This is a genomic window from Kribbella antiqua, from assembly GCF_004345665.1.
GTDB lineage: Bacteria > Actinomycetota > Actinomycetes > Propionibacteriales > Kribbellaceae > Kribbella > Kribbella antiqua.
Window position 1 is genome coordinate 130,150 of sequence record NZ_SLWR01000013.1, and the last position, 19,895, is coordinate 150,044.

Consider the following 19,895-nt stretch of genomic DNA (forward strand, 5'->3'; position numbering starts at 1 on the left):
TCGGCATGGGGCGACGTCGGCGCCGGCGCAGGACTCACTTTGGCACTGACTCCGGCTGCGGGCAACGATTCTCAGCTGGCGGTCCGGTTGTTCTCCTTCGGTGGATCCCCGAACTCACCCACTGCTCCTCCGAGGTCGAGTTCGGCGCCCGTCGGCGTCTGCAGTCCGCGTTCGAGCAAGTAGCGCACCCGTGCGGCATTCACCGGGCGCCACGCTGTCTGGAGGAACGCGGTCATTCCGGGTCCGAACTCCTCGTCGGCGGGCAGCGACGCGAGGTCCAGCAGTGCTTTGGCGCCGGCGATCGCGGTTTTGTCGAAGCCGGCGATGCGGCGTGCGAATCGATCGACGAAGTCGTTGAGTTCGCCGTCGGGCACGACCCGGTTGACGTAGCCGTACCGCTCAGCGAGTGCGGCCGGGAAGTCGTCGGCACCGAGGATGATCTCGGCGGCGCGCGACCGGCCGACCAATCGAGCCAGGCGGGACATCGCCCCGCCGCCCGGCACTGCTCCCATGCCGATCTCCACTTGTCCGAGTACGGCGTTGGCACCCGCGAACCGGATGTCGGTCGCCAGCAAGAACTCGCTGCCGGCGCCACGGGCCCGGCCCCGGACGGCCGCGATGGTGACCGCCGGGACCTTGCTCAACCGGACCAAGTTGTCCACGTACGGGTGCAGGCCGGTCGGGCCCGGCCTCATCGCAGCCATCCGGCCCCGGTCGGCGGTGGTGTCCCAGTGCGCCATGAAGAAGTCCCGGTTCAGGCTGTCGAAGACCACCACGTTGAGTGCGGGAGCCTCCTCGATCCGGGCGACAAGGTCGCCGAGTTGCTCGATCGTGTCGGGGTCGATCAGGTTCACCGGCCCGTTGCCGAACGATGCTTTCCAATAGGCGTCCGAGATCTCGGTGACGTGGAACTGCTGAGCGTTCATCGAAAGTCTCCGATCGCCAGACACCCGCCTGGGGCTGACGACTCGACCATCACTCACCGTGCAGGTGAGCGCGCCAGTACCATGCACTGGCCGATGCACTGGTGCTTCGGCGAGGTTTAGCCTGAAAGCCGTGTCCGGGACAACCAAGCGTCCGCGGCCGCATTTGCGGGGTCGGCGCGACGAATGCGAGGTACTGGATCGCCTGGTCGCGTCCGCGCGTTTGGGTGGTCACGGTGTTCTCGTCCTGCGCGGTGCGCCCGGCATCGGCAAGAGCGCCCTGCTGGAGTACGTCGCGGCAGCGGCAGCGGACTGTCGTCTCTTGCGCGTTGGCGGCGTCGAATCGCAGATGGAACTCGCATTCGCCGGCCTGCACGAACTGTGCGAGCCATTGCTGAATCTGCTCGATCGACTTCCAGGGCCGCAGGCGGACGCTCTGGCAACAGCGTTCGGCTTGCACGAGGGCACTCCACCGGACCAGTTTCTGGTCGGCCTCGCCACATCGACATTGCTGTCCGAAAGTGCTGGGGGCGGCCCGGTGATCTGCCTGGTCGATGATGCACAGTGGCTGGATCAAGCCTCCGTACGGACGCTCGCGTTCGTGGCTCGCCGACTGACGGCGCACTCCGTCGTTGTGGTCATCGCGGTCAGAGCAGGCGAGAGCGCCAAGCCGTGGGCAGGTCTCCCTGGCCTGTCACTGCATGGTCTGGCTGCTCCCGACGCTCGGGAGATGCTGGAATCGGCCGTGAGTGGTCACCTCGACGCGCGTGTGCGAGAGCGCATCCTGGCCGAGGCGCATGGGAATCCGCTGGCCTTGCTGGAGCTGCCGCGATGGTTCACCGCGGCCGAGCTCAGCTTCGGTCCGGGGCCTGGCAGCACGGCCGGGACAAGGTCCCTGACCGGCCGGATGGAGGAGGGGTTTCGCCGTCAGCTCGAGTTGCTTCCGCACGAGTCGCGCCTTCTGCTGCTCATCGCGGCCGCAGAACCGCTTGGCGATGTCCGCCTGCTGTGGCGTGCCGCCCAGCGGCTCGGCATCGGCGTCGCTGCCGCGCGCGCGGCCGAGCATGCAGGCCTCATCGAACTACGCCAGAGCGCTCGGTTCCGTCATCCACTGGTGCGTTCGGTTGCGTACCACTCAGCCACCGTGGTGGAGCGTCAGGCAGCACACAGGGCCCTGGCCGAGGGCACAGACCCGCAGGTGGATCCTGATCGGCAGGCTTGGCACTTCGCAGCCGCCGCTACAGGTCCGGACGAGGCCGTTGCGGCGCAGCTCGAACGCTCTGCCGATCGTGCTCTGGCACAAGGCGGACTGGCCGCAGCCGCCGCGTTCCTCGAGCGGGCCGCCGTACTGACGCCCGACGCCGCGGACCGCGTCCAGCGTCGGCTCAACGCCGCGCAGGCCATGATGCATGCCGGTGCGCTCGAGGAGGCTCTGCAACTGCTGACAGTGACCGAGCACGGACCGCTCGACGACCTCCAGCGCGCTCGCCTCGACGTACTGCGTGCTCAGATCGGGCTGGCTGCCAATCGGGCCCGAGAGGTTCTCCCGTTGCTGGTGGGTGCCGCTCGCCGGTTGGAGCCGCTCGACGTCCAGTTGGCCTTGGAGAGTTACGTTGACGCGTTCACAGCGGCCTGGTTCGCCGGACACCTGGCCACCGAGCCGGGCGCGATGGCCGTTGCCCTGATGGTGCGCGACGTACCGAGACCGTCGCCGCCGCGACGTGGGGATGACCTGCTGCGTGCACTGGGAGTGCTCTTCGGCGACGGCTACCAGACTGCGGCTCCGATGCTCCGAACCGCGATCCAGGCGTTTGACAGCGACGATATCCCCGTGCAGGAGGCGGTCCGGTTTCTCTGGCTGGCCACGGTCGTCGCGATCGACCTGAGGGACGGCAGGGCGTGGGACCAGCTGGCCAGCCGGCACCTGCGGATCGCTCGGGACTCGGGTGCGGTGAGCGCACTGCCCCTTGCGCTCAATTCGCGTGTCTTCGTGGACTTGTTTTCCGGCGATCTGCCCGCTGCGGCGGCCCTGGTCCACGAGGCCGAGGCCGCGACAGAGCTCGCACAGATCAGGATGACGCCGTACGGCGCTATCGGCCTGGCCGCCTTCGCGGGCCGTGACGATCACACGACGCGTTTTCTCGCCTCGGCACGGCGGGACGCTGCAGCGCGTGGTGAAGGGCTCAGCGTGTCGTTGACCTATTGGGCGAGCGCCTTGCTGAGCAACAGTCATGGCCGGTACCCGGCAGCTCTGGAATCGGCACGCGTGGCCGCCGCTCACCCCGAGGAGATGGTGGTCAGGTCCTGGAGTCTTGTCGAGCTCGTGGAAGCAGCAGCCCGTACCGGTGACTCTGTCACTGCCGCGGATGCCGCCGAGCAGCTGGCCGAGACAGCGCGGGCGAGCGGCACGGACTGGGCCGCGGGTGTCGCGGCGCGTTCGCAGGCGCAACTCGAGGGTCCTCGCACCGAGGAGCTTTACCGCGAAGCAGTTGACCGCCTCGAGCGTACGAACCTGCGCGTCGAGTCGGCTCGGGCCAGGTTGCTGTACGGCGAGTGGCTCCGGCGTGCCGGTCGACGGCTGGAAGCACGTGCACACCTCCGACCTGCGTACGACGCGTTGGCAGCGATGGGGATGGAGGCGTTCGCCGCCCGGGCGCGCCGCGAGCTCAGCGCCACCGGCGAGACCGTCCGCAGACAGACGGTGGAGAAGCAGAAGCAGCTCACGGCGCAGGAACTCCACATCGCCCGCCTCGCGGCGAGCGGCCTTACCAATGCCGAGATCGCCTCCGAACTGTTCATCAGCCCACGCACCGTCGAGTGGCACATCCGCAAGGTCTTCACAAAGCTACGCCTCACCGCCCGCCGCCAGCTCCCCGAAGCCCTGCGGGGGATCAGCCCGGAGCCCTGACAACCCTTCAGAGCGGGGTGGCGCCCCGAAGTGTGTGCTTCGGGGCGCGCGGGTTTCCCCTCAGTTCTTCTTGAGTAGGCCGAGGGCGGCGATGGTTAGCCAGAGGGGTCCGGTCATGCCGGCCATGTACTGGAGTGGGCTGACGCCTAGCAGGGTGGTCAGACCACCGAGCACCAGGCTGGTCCACGCCAGCCACGGCGGGACCGCGTGGAACTTCCGGCCAGCGAGGCCGAGTGCGATCGCGGCGATTCCGGCGCCGACCCACAGCCAGGGCACGGTGCCGATCCAGTGCCCGAAGAACACGGCGGTTTCCGGGACGAGCTGGTCGGGTTTCTGGACGCCGAAGACGAATTCCGTCGTCAGCGCCGATCCCATCAGCAGAGCGACCGACACGAGCATCAAGCCCGAGGCGGCGACCGGCGGGAGCAGGCTTCCCTGCGGTGTCGCGTCCACAAGCCGGCGGCGCAGCCCGGCGGCGAACACGAGCAGCAGTACGGCGGAGACCATCGCGGCCGTGTGCATCACAAGGATCGGCACGGTCTGGTCCGCGAGCTTCTCGGTGATGGCGGCGGCGTTGCCGGCGAGCTTCGGGTCGTACACGGCGCCGGCCAGGCTCGAGCCGACGATGGTGGCGATTCCCGCCACGCCTGCGCCGACGCCGGCGTAGACCCATCCCTTCCCCTGCGAGGGATGGGCCGCATCGGCGTGCCGGGCGCCACTGGTCGTGGCGATTGTGCTGGTCATGCTGTTCCCCCCTGATTCGGATGATGCGTGTAGTGCGGTTTGGTGAGCGGCCAGTCCGATGCGATCCAGCGCGGTACGAGCTCGTCGAGAGCCGCCTCGATCGGCCCGCCCACCAGCCAGTCGACGACCCACCAGGAGATCTCGGCGTCCGTCCCGTCGTGGATCGGCGGGTCGATGTAGACGCAGCCGAGAAGCTCGGTCTCACCGTTGTCGAAGAGGGCGTAGTTGAACGACTCGTGCCGCTCCATCTCGTCCTCGTGGTGGGCCAGGTCCTCGCGGTCCTGGTCGGCCGTCATGGTCGCGGGAGGCCACCCCCAGGCCTCCCCGTACAACGACCACAGCCGCTCCTGCGACCCCATGACGGCCTGCATGTCCAGGTCGACGTCGGTAGCTCGGATCGGACGCAGGTGGTGTCCTGTGCTCAATTGGACCCGGAGCGGGTGGCTCCACCCCTCCGGGAGCCAGGTAGTTGTCGTCATGGCTCCAATGCTCGGCGCCGTGCGCGCCACAGACCACGGGCACAACTCGCACACTGCTCGCACAGTTGACAGCGCACTTATTGTTTCCCCATGTCGGGGGACGCGGCGAAGGCGCACTTCGGTGTCCTGCTGCGCACTCTGCGTGAACGTGCCGGGCTCACCCAGCAGGAGCTGGCCGAGCGCGCGGACCTGAGCCCGCACGCGATCAGCTCACTGGAGCGAGGCAGCCGGGGCAGGCCTTACCCGCACACCGTCCGTTCGCTCGCCGACGCCCTCGGCATCCCCGACAGCGAGCGTGCGGCGCTCATAGCCGCCGTTCCGCGGCGCCGAGCGGCCGGCAAACCCGTGACCAGGCCCGCCGGTCTGGCCATCCCACCGACCCCGTTGTACGGACGCGACGACGACGTCGCTTCGGTCGTCGACCTCGTGCGCTCCGGGGCCCGGCTGGTCACACTTACGGGCCCCGGCGGGGTCGGCAAGACCCGGCTGACAGCGGCTGTGGCCGACGTACTCGCCGACGAGTACCGGGACGGCGTCGTTCAGGTCTCGCTTGCTCCGCTCGCCGACGCCTCCGCGCTCATGGCCACGATCGGGCGTGCACTGGGGCTCGCCGGCATCGACGGCTCCGGCGCCTTCGACTTGGTCGCTGCACAGCTGCGGGCCTCCTGCCTGCTGCTGGTGCTCGACAACTTCGAGCACCTCCTCAGCGCCGCCGCTCAGGTCGGGCAGCTCACCGCACTCTGTCCGGACCTCACCGTGCTGGCCTCGAGCCGTTCGCCCTTGCGGGTGAGGGTCGAACGCGAGTACGTCGTCGAACCTCTGGAGCTGCCGGCGAGTAACTGCGCGACCCTCGACGAGCTGCGCGCCAACCCGGCTGGTGCCCTTGCGCTGGATCGCGCGGAGTCCGCCGGAGTTCGACCGGCGGCGCCCGACGTACCGGCGTACGCGGAGCTCTGCCACCGGCTCGCCGGCCTGCCTTTGGCCATCGAACTCGCGATCGCTCAATTGCGGCTGCTTTCTCCGGCCGCACTGCTCGATCGGCTGGAGACAGCCACCGCGAGGTCGGGAGCGCGCGACCTGCCTGAGCGGCAACGCACGATGCGGGCCACCCTGGACTGGAGTTACGGCCTGCTCGATCCGGATCAGCAGCGGCTCTTCACACTGCTCGGGGCGTTCCGCGGCGGCGCCACTCTGGAGGCCGTCGAAGCTGTGGCCGAGGCGGGTGATGGAATCGCTGCCGGCGAGGTCCTTGGCGTCCTCCACGAACTCGCCGAGCACTCGCTCATCCGGGTCCGCAGCGATCGGGTGCAATTGCTGGAGCCCGTCGCGCAGTACGCCCGCAGCCTCCTCGTCGGCGATCGTGCGGCCCGCATCGCTCGCGCGCACGCACGCGTCTACCTGGATCTGGCCGAGCAGGCGGCCGCCGGCTACGAGCGCGCGGACCAGGTCGAATGGCTCGAGCGGATCGAGGAGGAGGAAGCGAACCTTCTCGTCGCCGTCGAACGCTCACTCGATGCGGGCGACGCTCCGACCGCTGCCCGCATCACGTGGTTCATGTGGCTCTACTGGTGGATGCGCGGCCAGTTCACCATCGGCCGGCGCCTCGCCGAGCAGTGCCTTGCCCCCGACCTCCCGCCTTGGGAGCAGGCCCGGGTCAACCTCGCCGCCGCGACCATGACGTACGCCGCCGGCGACCAAGCCGCCGCCGCGTCGTACTGGGCCGAAGCAGACCGCATCGCTGCCGGACAGGACGATCCCGAGGTCCGCAGCAAGGCCCGGGCCGGCACAGGGCTGGCAGCGCTGGCCTCCGGTGATCTCGACGCCGCCGAGAACCGCTTCCGCGCTGCGCTGAACTTCGCCGCCGACGACCGCAGTTCGACCTGGATGGCCTCTCTCGTCCACGTCTGGCTCGGCACCGTGCACCTGCTCCGCGGCGATCCGGCTGCCGCCGTACCAGAGCTCGAAAGCGGTCTCGATCTCGCTCGAGTGCGCGGCGACCGCTTGGCGACGTACGTTGCCCTCTACAACCTCTCGCAGGTTGCCCTTGCGCTCGGCGATTACACGCTTGCCCGGCAGCGGGTCGAGGACGGCATCGCCCTGTCCCAGGAAACGCGCGACCTGGCGAATCTTGCCTACTTCATCGAGACGCTTGCGGTGATCGAGTCGCAGGAAGGGAATCACCTCCGCGTCGCGACCCTGCTCGGCGCCGCGACAGGCCTGCGCGAGACGGTCGGCGCCGATATCTATGCGTTCTTCCTCCCCGACCCGAGTCTGCGCGGAGCGGCTGAGGCAGCGGCACGTGCCGCCCTCGGCGATGCCGCGTACGACGAAGCCGTGGCCACCGGCCGCTCCCTCGACGCATCGGCAGCAGCAACGCTCGCCTAGGGTCAGCCGTGGATTGCGGCGACCTTGATGGCGGTGAGCTGGACGTTGTTCGCGGTGAGTTTGTAGCCGGAGCACCAGAGAGTGGCGCTGCCGGGCGAGCTGAGGGTCAGCAGGTCCTGCACGCTCAGACTCAGGTATTGCGCTGTGCCGTAGGCCTGGCCGACGCGGATCGTCGTGCGGTCGCCGGTGCTGAGTCCGCAGGTGCCGTCCTGGTCATCTCCTGAGTCGCCGTTGCGGAGGGCGGCCTTGCCGAACAGCGCGTAGACCCCGGCCGGGAGCTGGATCGTCACGATTGGCTGCTGCTCAGTCGTCTTGAGATAAGCGGCTCCGCGGCCGATGTACGCGTCGGAAGGACCAGGTGGGCCCGCCGGCCCCACTGCACCAGGCGCGCCGTCCTGTCCGTCGAGGCCGTCCTGGCCGTCTTGGCCTGCGGGACCGGGAACACCTTGTGCGCCCTGGGCTCCCTGCGGCCCTTGGGGTCCTTGTGGTCCTTGTGGTCCGGTCTGGTTCCAGTGGATGGCAGTCTCGCCCCACAGGCAGGACGTGCCTGGCTGGACGACACGAAGACTCCCGGTCAGCTTGTTGTAGCAGCCGTAGATCATGCTGTCGGCCGAATCGGCGGCGTACGCGACCGTTGCTGCAAGCAACGGCACGGTTGCCGCGACGGCGATGACGCGACTCTTCTTCATGGCCCCACCCCTGGCTGTCGTTGTTGGTCCGATCCAGTGTTCGGCGGATTGTTCAGACAGCCTTAAAGCGCGCGAATTGGCGAACAAAATCCAGGTCCGGGCCGTCAAAGACTTTCGCGAGGACCACCAGTTCAACGCTAGGAGTGCAGCTATGAATCGCAACATGAAGCGGGCCGGTCTCGTCGTGGGTGTCTCGGTCGCTGCCGTGGTGGCCGGAGCGATTGTCGCCGCCCAGCAGACGCCTGAGCCGGCGTCGGCCACCGTGGCCGGCACCCCCAAGCCGAGCGTACGAACGCCGCAGGACGCTCTGTCCGAGGAGAACGTCATCCGCGAACGGCTCTACTTCGACGTGACCGGACATCCGTTCGACCGAATCGCCGTGAACCCGGCGCAATCCCTAGGCCCATGCACGGGTACGACGAAATTCACCGACGTACTGCCGCGCCAGGGCGTGACGAGGATCGGCTCGAAGCTCGACGGGGGCGGTGGTTTGCACGTCGTCGAACAGGTCGCCCAGACGCAGTCCACCCGCGAGGCGAGAGCCACGGCAGACGAGATCGTGTCGCTGGTCGACGAATGTGCGGCAATCTCCGGGGGCGACTTCGGGTACGGCGACCCGGTCACCGTGCAGTCGAGCTCGAGTCGAAAGGTCGTCTATTTCCCGGCGTACGACTCCGACGCGGCCGCCGGTGGATACATCGTCTTCTCCGTGGGCACCCGCGTCGGCGTCGTCGACGTCGCCGACGGTGTGAGCCCGGCCCAGGTCACCCACCTGGCGAAGGAGGCCACGAGCGTGGCCGCCATGTAGCAAGGCGTGCCAGGGAAATTCCGGTGCATCGATGGACTGCGAGCCCTAGATTCGTTGGGGTGACCGACGACGTGCGCTCTGACCTTTCGCAGCTCGGTGCGCCGATCGGGCCGATGATCCGCGTGCACGGTGGGTTCGCGAACCGGATGTACCGGCTCGACACCGATCAGGGGTCGTTCGCGGTGAAGGAGTTGAACCTCGTCGACCGCCGCTGGACCGACCACGTCGAGGACGTGTTCAGGTTCGAGCGGGCGGCGTTCGCTGCCGGCGTTCCGATGCCAGAGCCGATCTCGGCCAGCCAGCACACGCTCGTCCACCGGTGGGTCGAGGGAGAGAAGGTGCCTGAAGCACCGGTGCCGGCGGCGTACGCGTTCGAGATCGGTGAGATCCTCGCGCGCCTCCACGCACTCGACGTCGAGTGGACTCACGTGTCGAGCGAGGACCCGGTGGCGCGGGACTGGCCCGAGCTCGCCGAGCGGGCGGCGGCGACCGGGCAGCCGTGGGCCGACGAGCTCGCCTCCCATGTCGAGACGTTCCTCGCGATTGCCCAGTTCGTCGACACCTGCGAGCGGCCAGGCCCCGTCGTACTGACCCACCGGGACATCCAGCCGTGGAACCTGCTCGCTCGAGACGGTCGGCCGGTGGTGCTCGACTGGGAGCTCTCGGGGATGCTCGACCTGGCCGGTGAGCTCGGCTCGACGGCGCTGAGCCTCGCGAAGGGACCTGGCTTCGACGACATCGAGCCGGCCATTTTCCGCTCAGTCCTCGACGGCTATGTCGCAGGGGGCGGTGCGCTGCCGCCGTCGGGGCCGAGCTGGTTTGTGTTCATGATCGGCGGCTGGCTGGGGTTCACGAGGTGGAACGCCCTCCGCTGCCTCGCCGGTGTGGAGGCGAGCACCGGCCCGGAGCTCGCGGTGTCGCACGAGTCCGTACGCAACGGCGTACGCGGCCTCCCCGACCTGTTCGGCCGACTCCCAGAGCTCGAGACGCTCCTCGTGTGACCCAACTCATCGATCACCCTTGACCCGGTTTGGTTGGCGGCGGAGGCTGGCGGGTGGAACTGGAGTCTGCGAAGGGGATGACGTGATGGCCAAGGTGCTGATTGTCACTGGCGATGCTGCGGAAGACCTCGAGGTGTTCTACCCGTACCAGCGGCTGCTCGAGGAGGGGTACGAGGTGGATGTGGCCGCCCCGGCGGTGAAGAAGTTGCAGTTCGTGGTGCATGACTTTGTCGATGGGTTCGACACCTACACCGAGAAACCCGGGCACACCTGGCAAGCCGATGTCGCGTTCGCCGATGTGGACCCGTCTGAGTACGTCGCTCTGGTGATCCCCGGTGGTCGTGCGCCGGAGTACATCCGCAACGACGAGGACTGCCAGCGGATCGTGCAGCACTTCTACGGCGAGTCGAAGCCCGTCGCCCAGCTCTGTCACGGGCCACTCGTCGCGGCCGCGGCCGGCGTCCTGAACGGCCGCAAGACCTCCGCCTACCCAGCCCTGGCACTCGACATCCGGGCCGGCGGCGCGGAGTGGGTCGACGGCGACGCGGTCGTCGACGGCAACGTGGTCTCCGGCCGCGCCTGGCCCGACCACCCAACCTGGATGCGCGCCTTCATGACAATCCTGAAAGAACACGCCCCGGCGTAGATCGATCTCCGCAGGACCTGTACGGCTCGGTCGGAGCCGGCGCGGCCGTCGATCATTTCGTGGTTGCGGCGCTACCCGGAATCCGGCCGAGCGGTGTGCGTGTGGACTATGGAGGCTTTTGGTGTCGACAGTGGAGGGTCTTCGCGAAATGGCGCAAGAAACCCTCCACTGTCCGCCGTGGGGCCTGGCGACGGCACGGTGAAGCCACTAGGGCGCGTCCTGCTCAGTACGGCGCCGGCCAGCCCGCTGAAGGCCATCCCGGCCGTACGACGGGCGGCGATGTACCGGTCGGGACAGCGTTGACACCTTTGCTGACAGACAACTATGTTCGCCCGCGCCTGTGACGCCCCGATGAGCGAGGTGCTGAGATGCCGGCTGCGGCGGTCTACGGTTATCCGTGGGACTTCAACGGCGACCCGGCGGCCCCCGACCTGGTGGCGTCGCTTGGTGCGGAGTCCGTCGTACTGGCCGCTTCCTATCACTCGGTGAGAGCCGCGACACCGCGGCATCCGCAGCACAGAGTGGTGGAGGCTTCGGCGGGGTTGTATGTGCCGGTACGACGTAACGCCTGGACAGCACTGGTACCTGATGGGGCCGAACCGTGGGCAGGTGAGGATTCCTTCAACCGCGCGGCACAGTCGCTGCGGACAGTCGGATTGGACGTTCAGGCGTGGATCGTGCTGACCCACAACTCGGCCGTCGGGCGGCGGAACCCCAGCAGGTGCGTGCGTAACGCCTTCGGGGACGTCTACCACTACGCTCTCTGCCCAGCCCACGACGAGGTCGTCGAGTACGGACGTACGTTGGTGGCAGAGATCGTTCGCCAGACCGGCGTGACAAATGTGGTTCTGGAAGCTTGCGGACCCTTGGGGATCGCGCACAACGGCCTGCACGAGAAGACCGCGGGTGCGGACTGGTCGCCCGTCGACCAGGCTCTGCTGTCGATCTGCTTCTGCGACGCCTGCGTCCTGGCGATGTCCTCGGCCGGCTTGGACGTCGAGGACTTGTCGATGCGCGTTCGCTCCGCGGTCGGTGCGGGCGCTCGCACTGTGGAAGAGACAGTCGAGGAAGACGTCCTGCAGTTGCGCCGACGTCACTCCGCGAGGCTGCGAGCCGCGGTGGTGGACGAGGCACGTGCCAACGGCGTACGCGACATTGCATTACACGCTGTCGCAGACCCCTGGGCCACCGGAGCGGAAGCGGCCCTGGACTCGGTTGCCGAAGGCATCGATTGCTGCATCGCCCCCGCCTGGGAAGAGGCCAGTGTGGGAGGCGTGCAGGCCCTCGCCCGCTTGGGCGCTGGGAGAATCGGCGCCTACGTGACAGCGCTGCCACCATTCCCAGCCGACGCCGAACGCCTGGCAGCGCACTGCCAGGCGTTGGTCGACGCTGGTGCCACTGATCTCCACATCTATCACGCGGGTCTGGCGTCAAACGCCCGGCTCGACATCGTTCGCGACGCGCTGGCGTCCATCTGAGGTCGAGCCGGGCGTCGAGCTCAGGAGCCGCTCTTGGTGGAGATTGTGGTGGGTGTCCCGACTGTGACGGTGGTGGGCTCGGTCAGACCTCATACATCTGGAACGACGTGTTCTTCGCGTTCTTCGTCATCGGCGGCCGGATGGACACCCTGCCGCTCAACCTGTTCCAGGTGGCCAGCGCGAGCGTGTACCTGAACAACTGGAACCTCATCTTCGCCTACGTGGTCCTGATGAGCATCCCGCTGCTCGTCGTCTTCGCGATCGCCCAACGCCGCATCATCGCCGGCATCACCGGAGGCGCCGTCAAGTAAGGTGACAACGTGGCCAAGTATCGTGCGCTCGCCCCGGGACAACGCTCGCAGGTCTGGGTCGGAGGGCCCGGCATCGCCGAACCCGAGCTGCTGTTCGAGACCACCGACGTACTGATCGAAGCGCCGAACTGGTCGCTCGACGGATCGAAGTTGTTTGTCAATGGCAACGGTGGTCTGTGGCGGCTCGACGTCGAATCGCCCGGTCTGGCTCGCGTCGAGTACGACGACCTTCCGGGGCTCAACAACGACCACGTGCTCGATCCGGATGGCGAGCACATTTACATGTCGGCGATGGACGGTCACATCTACCACGGGCACCTGGACGGCGGCGCAGTACGACGAGTCTCGCCTGACGACGGCAAGTGGCACTTCCTGCACGGTGTCTCGCCGGACGGCAAGCGGCTGGCGTACGTCGAGATCGAGGACTTCGGCGGACCTGGGAAGCTCGTCGTGATCGAGCCGCACGGGTCGCCGACCGTCCTGGATACGGGGAACGGCCACATTGATGGACCGGAGTGGTCGCCTGACGGCGACTGGATCTACTTCAACACCGCGGGCTCCACCGAGGAGCCGGGTCACGCCCAGCTCGCCCGGATTCCCGACGCGGGCGGACCTGTGCAGCAGCTCGTCGCCAGTAACACCGTCGACTGGTTCCCGCACCTCTCGCCGGACTCCCGCTATGCCGCCTATCTCGCCTTTCCTCTGGGCACACTCGGCCACCCGGCCGACCTCGATGTCGAGGTGCGCGTCGTAGCGACGGAGGACTGGTCGGTCGTCCTCCAGCGCTACGAGCTGTTCGGTGGTCAGGGAACCATCAACGTCAACAGTTGGTCGCCGGACAGCACCCGTTTCGCCTTCGTTGCCTATCCCATCAGAGCCGCCTCAGCATGAGGTTTCGCCAGCGACAGGCGGCGTCCGGGGCCCAGCGGTCGGTGCCGAGGACGGGGTCGTTGTCATGGACCTCGAGCGCGATGTGGCCCGCCGTACCGAGGAAGGCGGCGACGGCGTCGGCGTCGTAGTTCGGTGCTGTGAGGGTCGCCAGATCGACCTCCGCGATCTTCACGTCGTTGATCCAGGTGGTGACGTGCGGGCGCTCGCCGACACAGCGGATGCGGAGGGAGTTCCAGTCCAGCCAACGCCATACAGCGAGGAACTCGTCGACCGTTGCCGCGTAATCGAGGAGCTCGGCTTTTGCTGGCGTGAAGGGTTCGGCAGACGTCGCCGGATCGTCCTCGCGGAGGCCGATCGCGTTGCCGGCGGAGTCGAGTTGGGCGGTGAGGGCGAACGGTACGGCGTGGAAGCTGCCGAGGCCGTTGCCGAAGAATCCGCCGATGGATCCCGAATGGCGGTGGTCGACGAGGACCTGGAGTCCGTGCCAGGAGTCGGGCCGGCGGCGGAGCATGATGCCGGTGTCGGCCGGCCAGTCGGGGTTCAGTTCGAGGGTGAGTTCGAAGTCGCCGTACTTCTCGTCGGTGATGAGGTAGCCGCCGTACCCGCTGCCGAGCGGTTGTTGCCGCCCCACGATGGCGCCGTCCTCGACCGACCAGGCAGCGGGGTGTAGCGCGGCTTGTTCGGCGTAGTCCGCCGGGAAGTCCGTCACGACGTCGAGGACGTCCGGGCCGCCGGGCCAGATCGTTCCGTAGCTGCGGGGAATGACGGACCAGCCGGTGAGGTCCTTGCCGTTGAACAGTGGCTCGAAGTCCAAGAGAGCTCCTCTAGAAGGCGCCGAGGTGGTCGGTGACCCACCGGGCGGAGAGTTCGGTCGATGCGAGGTTGGTGTCGGCTTCCGGTACGTCGACCTCGACGACGAGCCAGCCGGTGAAGTCGCCCGGCAGGGTCCTGACGGCGGCGAGGAGATCTACGTCGCCGCGGCCGGGTTCGGTCCAGACGGTGAACTTGGTGACGGTCGCCTCGAAGTAGTTCGCGTCCGCATCCCTGGCGGCCTGGGCCTGGCCGAGATGGACGTCTTTCAGATGTACGGCGGCGATCCGGTCGGCGTACTCGGTCATGATGGCCGAAGGGTTGGTGCCGGCCCAGGCGAGGTGTCCGGTGTCCGGCCCAAACGACAGGACCGATGCGGGCACGGCGTCGAGCACGGCGCAGATCTCGGACTCGACCTCGATGCTGCTGCCCACGTGTGGATGTAGTGCCGGCGTGACGCCTTCGGAGGTGATGGCCTGTGCCGCCGCGCCGATGCCGTCGATGATGCGCTGGAGTGGCACGTCGCCGTACCCGATGGAGGGGTGGGCGATGCGTTCGGCGGTCAGGGTGGCGGCGAGGAAGACTTCGGTGTTGCCGAGCTCGGCCTGGATCGCAGCGTGCTTCTTGGCTGACTCGACCAGGTCGGGGGTGTTGATGTCGACGTCGGCGGAGAAGTAGCCGGGGGCTGGCTCGAGGCCGAATTCGTCGAGCAGCGCACGGTAGCCGACGGCGTCGAGGCCGGGTGGTGGATCGGCGTGGATGCCCTTGAACGGGGTGGTCGCGATCTCTGCGAACGCGGTCCTCAGGATGGGCACGGACAGATTGAAGCCCTCGGGGGTGAGGACCCAGGGCAGGGGATTCAGGCCAACGCGCATGAGCGAGCTCCTTTCCGTTCAGCGGCCGGCGAGTGAGCCGCCGATACCGCCGATGCTGAAGTATTTGTTCAGTACGGCGAAGATGATTGCTGGCGGCAACAGCATGACGACCGAGACCGCCATCACCGATCCCCAGTCGGTCGCGTTCTGCTGGAAGAACGTCTGCAGTCCGATCGGGAGGGTGAAGATGACGCTGGAACGCAGGAACACCAGCGCGACCAGGTAGTCGTTCCAGGCGAGCAGGAACGCGAAGATCGCGGTCGACAGGATGCCGGGCAGCGAATTGCGCAGCACGATCTTGGCGAACGAGCCGAACACCGAGCAGCCGTCGACCCAGGCCGCTTCCTCGAGCGCATGCGGGATCGAGTCGAAGTACGCCGCCATCATCCAGGTCGCCACCGACATCGTGCTGCCGACGTACACAATGACCAATCCGATCAGGTTGTCGGCGAGCCCGATCCGCGCGAACAGCACGAACAGCGGGATGATCGCGGTGATCACCGGCAGGGACTGGATGACGAACAGCAGCAGCGAGAACCCGGCCACCGCCTTGCTGCGGCCGCGAGACAAGACATACCCGGCCGGCGCGGCGACGACGACCGAGACCACCACGGTGGCGAGCGTGACGCCGAGGCTGTTGCCGAGCCACACGATCACGTCGGTGCTGGTGAAGATGTAGCGGAAGTTCTCCAGCGTGAGAACGCCGCTCGCGCTGCTCGAGGCACTTGGCCGGATTGCCAACAACAGGGTTGCGAACACAGGCACGAGCACGATCAGGGTGATGACCAGCAGAGCGGCGAAGCGCCACCATTGGCCGCGTGTTCCCGGCTCCCTCGATGCGATGGTTGTCATGCGATGTCCACCTTTCGGATCTGGCGGTACAGCGCGGTCGAGACGATCACCAGCACGAGCGTCATCAGGAACGCGATCGCCACACCAGGACCGGTCTGCTGGTCCTGGAAGACCGTGCGGTACGCGAGTACGACCAAGGACGAGGTGGCGTCGACCGGTCCACCGGCCGTCAGCAGGTAGATGGTCGGGAAGTCGTTGACGCAGAAGATCGTCATCAGGATCCAGCTGATGTACGTCGACCGTGAGATCAACGGCAGCGTGATGTGGACGAACTGTTGCCACCTCGAAGCGCCATCGATCCCCGCGGCCTCGTACACCGTGGTGTCGACAGCAGCCAACGCGGCGGACGTCATCAGCATCATGAACGGGAAGCTGACCCAGACCTTGAAGACGCAGACCGTGATCGCGGCGAGCGTGGGGTTGGCGAGGAAGTGGACCTCGCCGAACCCGAGTTTCGCCGTCAGGGTGGGCAGCGGGCTGGTCGGTGTACTGACGAGCCAGTTCCACGCCGTGGAGGACACCACGATCGGCACCACCCAGGGAAGCATCAGCAAGACCTTGAACACGCCCCGGCATGGGATCTTCGTCCGCAGCAGCAGGGCCAGACCCATCCCGGTCAGCCAGCTGCCGAACACGCCGACGATGGTGAAGATCAGGGTGAAGCGAGCGGCCGTCCAGAAGCGGGGGCTGGTCAGGACATCGAGGTAGTTGCTGAAGCCGACGAAGTCGCCGGTCACGATGAGAGTTCCGTTGTGGATCGACTGCGAGGCCGCGACCACCAGCGGGTAGGCGTTGATCAGCACCACGAGAACGAGGCAGGGCGCGACGAGCAGGATCAGCGTGATCGTGCGCCGGCTGACTCCTTTACCTGCGGGCGGCGTGGACGCTGATGCTGTTGTCGCCGTGGTGGACGGGGCAGTCAGCGTGGGCGTCATCGCTTGACAATCGATTCGAGGCCCCGCTGCAGGGTGGTGAGGGCAGTCTTCGGGTCGGTCTTGCCCTGCAACATGGCTTGCGCGAACTGAGCGAGGGGCTGGCCGCCGTCAACGGCCGCGAGCGCGGCGAAGGACTGAGTCTTCTTGGCCGCGTAGGTCTTGCAGACGGGCATCCACTTCTCGACGATCGCGACCTGGTTGGGGTCCTTGGCGTAGTAGTCCGCGCTCGCGATCGACTTCAGTACCGGTACGGCCACGCCGACCGGGTTCTGCCAATAGGTGTGGATCTGGCTCAGGTAGTACTTCAGGAACGCTTCCGACGCCTCTTGCGAGGGCGTATTGGTGTACATCATCAGATTGTTGACAAAGAACAACCCGGCGACTGTGCCGCTCGGGCTCGTGAGTGGATCCATGACGTGCAGGTCCTTGCCGACCGCGCCGGTCCGCGCCGCGAGCCCCGGGGTGTGGATCCCGATGCCGGCCTTCCTGCCCTTCCATTGGGAGTCGAGGTTGTCGATCGTGTAGGACACCGCGCCCGAGTCGATGATGCCCTCGTTCGCGAGCTCGCGGACGAACGTCATCGCCTGGATGTTGGCGTCCGTGACGCAGTCCGGCTTGCCGTCCGGGTCGAACAGACCGCCACCGTTGTTGATCATCATCGCGACCATCGTGTGCGCGCCGAGATTGTTGTCGGCGCCCGAGCCGGTGGCGAAGCCGGACGCCCCTATCTTCTTCAGCGCCTTTCCGGCGGCGAGCAGTTCGTCCCAAGTGGTCGGGACCTTGGCGCCGGCCTGGTCGAGCAGCGCTTTGTTGTACCAGAACGGCCGTACGTCGGTCTGCCACGGTACGGCGACATAGCCCTTGTCGGTCTTCATCGTATCGATGACGCCGGGCAGGAAGTCGTCGTATGTGCCGTCCTTCTTCAGGGTTTCGATGAAGCTGTCGGCGTACGCGATCTGGCCCTGGTCGGCGAACTGGAACGCCTGGAAGCCGGCGCCCGAGCTGACCGCCGGACCGGTCTTGGAGGCGATCGCGGACGAGAAGGTCTGGTAGAAGCCGTTCCACTGGATGATCTGGTACGTCGCCTTGGCCGAGCCCTCCGCCGGGGTGTAGCCGGTGATGATCTTCTTGCCCAGCTCGTTGTAGGCAGGCGTTCCCCACGGCATGTCCCAGAACTTGAGGGTGCCGCCTCCGGCCTTGCTTGCTCCGCTGTTGCCGGACACGTTGCAGGCGGCCAGCGCGGGTGCCGCGATCGCCGCACCGGCAAGGCCCAGAAAACTCCGACGGGTCGTTGCTTTGTTCATCGGACTGCGTTCCTCTCACGAAGGTGGTCCCCGAGAGCGGCGGTCGTCGTCACGACGTCCGCCTGAAGGCGGCGCAGCTCGGCCGATCCGTCGGCCGATCCGGTCGCTTGGAGCTCGCGCAGGCGGCGAAGACTGCTGCGATGCCCGTTCTCGTACTGCGTGGGTGCCAGTACCGCGCCGTCCGGCCCGACGGTGATCAGCCGGGCGGGCAGAGCCGTGTCGCCGGACGGAATCGTCAACTCGACACTGCCGTCGGAGGTCAGCAACCGAAGGGATGCCGAGGCGGGTAGGGCGGTCGTGCACACGATGCTGAAGTCGACCGCAACCGACAGGTTCGTCAGTCCTTCGGCGTGCAGAGCGCGGTCGGAAAGATGCCGTACCTGCACCTTCATCACCGGGCCGAGTACTGCGCGGATCAGGGCCAGCTGGTCCAGCAGGGCGGTGGCGAAGTCGGATCCGGGTGGGGTGATCACCCTGCATTCGACTCTGGCGCCGTTCGTCGCGGCAGCGCGGAAGGCCTGCGCCGCCAGGCCATTCACCGGGTTGGAAGCCCACGGGGAGTCGACGACGACGATTGTGTCCGCGGTGAGCAGATCGAAGTCCACCGGCGTGGGATGCACCAGAACTATGCCGGTCGCGCCCGATCGGATCGCGCGCTCCAGCTCCGCGGGCCAGCTGGGATCACCATCGACGAAGACGACGTCGGCGGGATCCGGGAATGACATCGGCAAGGTCGCGAGCGTCGTACGTACGTTGCTCATGCGGCGACCTCTGCCTTGCGGAGGGCTTCGGCGGCGGCATCGGCGACTGTGAGGGCGAACCGCACGTCGTCGACCAGGTCGCGCGTACTGGGAGGTGCCAGTTCGCCGCGGAGGATGGCGGCGAGTTCGCGCCATTCAGCCTCGTAGCCGTTGACGGTGGCCGGGCCGAACACCCGCGCCGAGTCCGAGGTGGTGAGCGTGCTGACCGCGGATCCGGCATGGACGTACGACGGTGTGAACTCCACGTGCAGAACCTGGTCGTCGCTGAACGCCTCGAGCACCCAGTCGGGCTGCCACGTCTGCGACACCATCGCGTGCAGCTCGATACTTTTGCCGCCGGCAACAAAAAGGATCCGGTACCCGAACGGCGCGAGGAACTTCGCGTCGATCACCTGCAGATCATCGTACCGGGGGAGCAACCTCCGGATCAGCGGGAGGTCGTGGATCGCCAGCCCCATCACACCGCCATGGATCATCGCGGCCAGCACTTCCACATCGGACCAGTCAGGCGCGGGGAACGGCGACCGCGAAAGAACTTCCGTGGCGACGTCCTCGAACCGTGCGTTCGGCGGAAGCACGACCGACAACCGAATGGTGTGACTACTGGCCGGGAGATCGCCCCAGTGCGCGACTGCGGCCCGCCACCCCGGATCGAACGTGTGCATCGCGCCCACCATGATCGGTACGCCGGTCTCCGCGGAGACCGCGGTGATCGCGTCGGCTTGGGCGGCTGACATCGCGAGCGGCTTCTCGCACAACACGGCCTTCTTGCCGGCGCGACAGGCGGCGATCAGCTGTTCGGCATGGAAGCTGTTCGGACTGCAGATCGCGACGACGTCGACCGCGGGATCGTCGAGCAGTGCCTCGGTCGACGTCGAGTGCGCCGCTCCGACCCGGCCCGCGACAGCCTCGGCTACGGCGGGATCGACGTCAGTGATGTGGCGTATCGCGAACGCGTCGCCGAGCCGCGCCAGCGTCGGCAGGTGGATGGACTGGGTCACCGGTCCTGCACCCAGGAACCCGATTCCGAAAGTGGACTGCATCCATGGCTCCTCACCAGAGTGAAACCTGATCAGTCGTTCAGATTTCGCAAAC

20 protein-coding genes are annotated in these 19,895 nt (G+C 67.2%); 9 read left to right on the top strand and 11 right to left on the bottom strand.

Annotation, left to right across the window (positions count from 1 at the left end; genetic code table 11):
- Positions 1-71 precede the first annotated feature (71 nt).
- Entirely contained in the window at positions 72-926 is an 855-nt protein-coding gene (locus tag EV646_RS32390) for an enoyl-CoA hydratase/isomerase family protein (protein ID WP_132155415.1), read from the bottom strand.
- A gap of 130 nt (positions 927-1,056) precedes the next feature.
- On the opposite strand from EV646_RS32390, the gene EV646_RS32395 reads away from it, so the two are divergent.
- A complete protein-coding gene (locus EV646_RS32395; protein WP_199237324.1) occupies positions 1,057-3,831 on the top strand; it encodes a helix-turn-helix transcriptional regulator in 2,775 nt (924 codons plus the stop codon).
- 60 nt (positions 3,832-3,891) lie between these two features.
- Here the strand turns inward: EV646_RS32395 and EV646_RS32400 are convergent, their stop codons facing one another.
- Both EV646_RS32400 and EV646_RS32405 read right to left on the bottom strand, forming a co-directional pair.
- Positions 3,892-4,575 carry a hypothetical protein gene (locus EV646_RS32400; protein ID WP_199237325.1) on the bottom strand — a complete coding sequence of 228 codons (684 nt, stop codon included), beginning with the start codon at positions 4,573-4,575 and terminating at the stop codon, positions 3,892-3,894.
- The gene (locus tag EV646_RS32405) at positions 4,572-5,054 is read right to left on the bottom strand and encodes a GNAT family N-acetyltransferase (protein WP_132155417.1); all 483 of its coding nucleotides are present in this window, start codon (positions 5,052-5,054) and stop codon (positions 4,572-4,574) included. Before EV646_RS32405 ends, EV646_RS32400 begins: the two co-directional genes overlap by 4 nt.
- 90 nt (positions 5,055-5,144) lie before the next feature.
- Here EV646_RS32405 and EV646_RS32410 point away from each other — a divergent pair, with 90 nt between their 5' ends.
- Positions 5,145-7,439 carry an ATP-binding protein gene (locus EV646_RS32410; protein ID WP_132155419.1) on the top strand — a complete coding sequence of 765 codons (2,295 nt, stop codon included), beginning with the start codon at positions 5,145-5,147 and terminating at the stop codon, positions 7,437-7,439.
- A gap of 2 nt (positions 7,440-7,441) precedes the next feature.
- On the opposite strand, the gene EV646_RS39080 is transcribed toward EV646_RS32410, so the two are convergent.
- Positions 7,442-8,128: a collagen-like protein gene (locus tag EV646_RS39080; protein ID WP_199237326.1), complete on the bottom strand. Its 687-nt coding sequence runs from the start codon at positions 8,126-8,128 to the stop codon at positions 7,442-7,444.
- A 151-nt stretch (positions 8,129-8,279) separates the two neighbouring features.
- Between EV646_RS39080 and EV646_RS32420 the strand changes: the two genes are divergently transcribed.
- The 7 genes from EV646_RS32420 to EV646_RS32445 all read left to right on the top strand — a co-directional run bounded on the left by EV646_RS32420 (position 8,280) and on the right by EV646_RS32445 (position 13,263).
- The gene (locus EV646_RS32420) at positions 8,280-8,936 is read left to right on the top strand and encodes a hypothetical protein (RefSeq protein ID WP_199237327.1); all 657 of its coding nucleotides are present in this window, start codon (positions 8,280-8,282) and stop codon (positions 8,934-8,936) included.
- Between the two features lie 59 nt (positions 8,937-8,995).
- Positions 8,996-9,937 (top strand): phosphotransferase family protein, encoded by a 942-nt coding sequence (locus EV646_RS32425; RefSeq protein WP_241996467.1) that lies wholly within the window; start codon positions 8,996-8,998, stop codon positions 9,935-9,937.
- 85 nt (positions 9,938-10,022) lie between these two features.
- Entirely contained in the window at positions 10,023-10,583 is a 561-nt protein-coding gene (locus EV646_RS32430) for a DJ-1/PfpI family protein (protein ID WP_132155421.1), read from the top strand.
- A 177-nt stretch (positions 10,584-10,760) separates the two neighbouring features.
- Complete coding sequence (locus EV646_RS40765; RefSeq protein WP_277875149.1) at positions 10,761-10,886, top strand: hypothetical protein; 126 nt, start codon at positions 10,761-10,763, stop codon at positions 10,884-10,886.
- 65 nt (positions 10,887-10,951) lie between these two features.
- A complete protein-coding gene (locus EV646_RS32435; protein ID WP_132155423.1) occupies positions 10,952-12,061 on the top strand; it encodes a ferritin family protein in 1,110 nt (369 codons plus the stop codon).
- Between the two features lie 107 nt (positions 12,062-12,168).
- Entirely contained in the window at positions 12,169-12,372 is a 204-nt protein-coding gene (locus tag EV646_RS32440; RefSeq protein ID WP_199237328.1) for an ABC transporter permease family protein, read from the top strand.
- 9 nt (positions 12,373-12,381) lie between these two features.
- Entirely contained in the window at positions 12,382-13,263 is an 882-nt protein-coding gene (locus EV646_RS32445) for a TolB family protein (RefSeq protein ID WP_132155425.1), read from the top strand.
- Here the strand turns inward: EV646_RS32445 and EV646_RS32450 are convergent.
- From EV646_RS32450 to EV646_RS32480, 7 genes are read right to left on the bottom strand one after another with little or no spacing between them, the layout of a single operon-like run.
- The gene (locus tag EV646_RS32450; protein WP_132155427.1) at positions 13,244-14,077 is read right to left on the bottom strand and encodes a 3-keto-disaccharide hydrolase; all 834 of its coding nucleotides are present in this window, start codon (positions 14,075-14,077) and stop codon (positions 13,244-13,246) included. The two genes, EV646_RS32445 and EV646_RS32450, sit on opposite strands and share 20 nt — an antisense overlap.
- Positions 14,078-14,087: 10 nt before the next feature.
- A complete protein-coding gene (locus tag EV646_RS32455) occupies positions 14,088-14,948 on the bottom strand; it encodes a sugar phosphate isomerase/epimerase family protein (protein ID WP_132155429.1) in 861 nt (286 codons plus the stop codon).
- Positions 14,949-14,966: 18 nt separating this feature from the next.
- Positions 14,967-15,800, bottom strand: a complete 834-nt coding sequence (locus EV646_RS32460) for a carbohydrate ABC transporter permease (RefSeq protein ID WP_132155431.1) — start codon at positions 15,798-15,800, stop codon at positions 14,967-14,969.
- Positions 15,797-16,735: a carbohydrate ABC transporter permease gene (locus tag EV646_RS32465; protein ID WP_132155433.1), complete on the bottom strand. Its 939-nt coding sequence runs from the start codon at positions 16,733-16,735 to the stop codon at positions 15,797-15,799. Before EV646_RS32465 ends, EV646_RS32460 begins: the two co-directional genes overlap by 4 nt.
- Positions 16,732-18,039, bottom strand: coding sequence for an ABC transporter substrate-binding protein (locus EV646_RS32470; protein WP_132155435.1), 1,308 nt, complete (start codon positions 18,037-18,039; stop codon positions 16,732-16,734). Before EV646_RS32470 ends, EV646_RS32465 begins: the two co-directional genes overlap by 4 nt.
- Positions 18,036-18,800, bottom strand: coding sequence for a hypothetical protein (locus tag EV646_RS32475; protein WP_132155437.1), 765 nt, complete (start codon positions 18,798-18,800; stop codon positions 18,036-18,038). The genes EV646_RS32470 and EV646_RS32475 overlap by 4 nt, the downstream gene beginning before the upstream one ends.
- Complete coding sequence (locus EV646_RS32480) at positions 18,797-19,843, bottom strand: Gfo/Idh/MocA family protein (RefSeq protein ID WP_132155439.1); 1,047 nt, start codon at positions 19,841-19,843, stop codon at positions 18,797-18,799. The genes EV646_RS32475 and EV646_RS32480 overlap by 4 nt, the downstream gene beginning before the upstream one ends.
- Between the last annotated feature and the right edge of the window lie 52 nt (positions 19,844-19,895).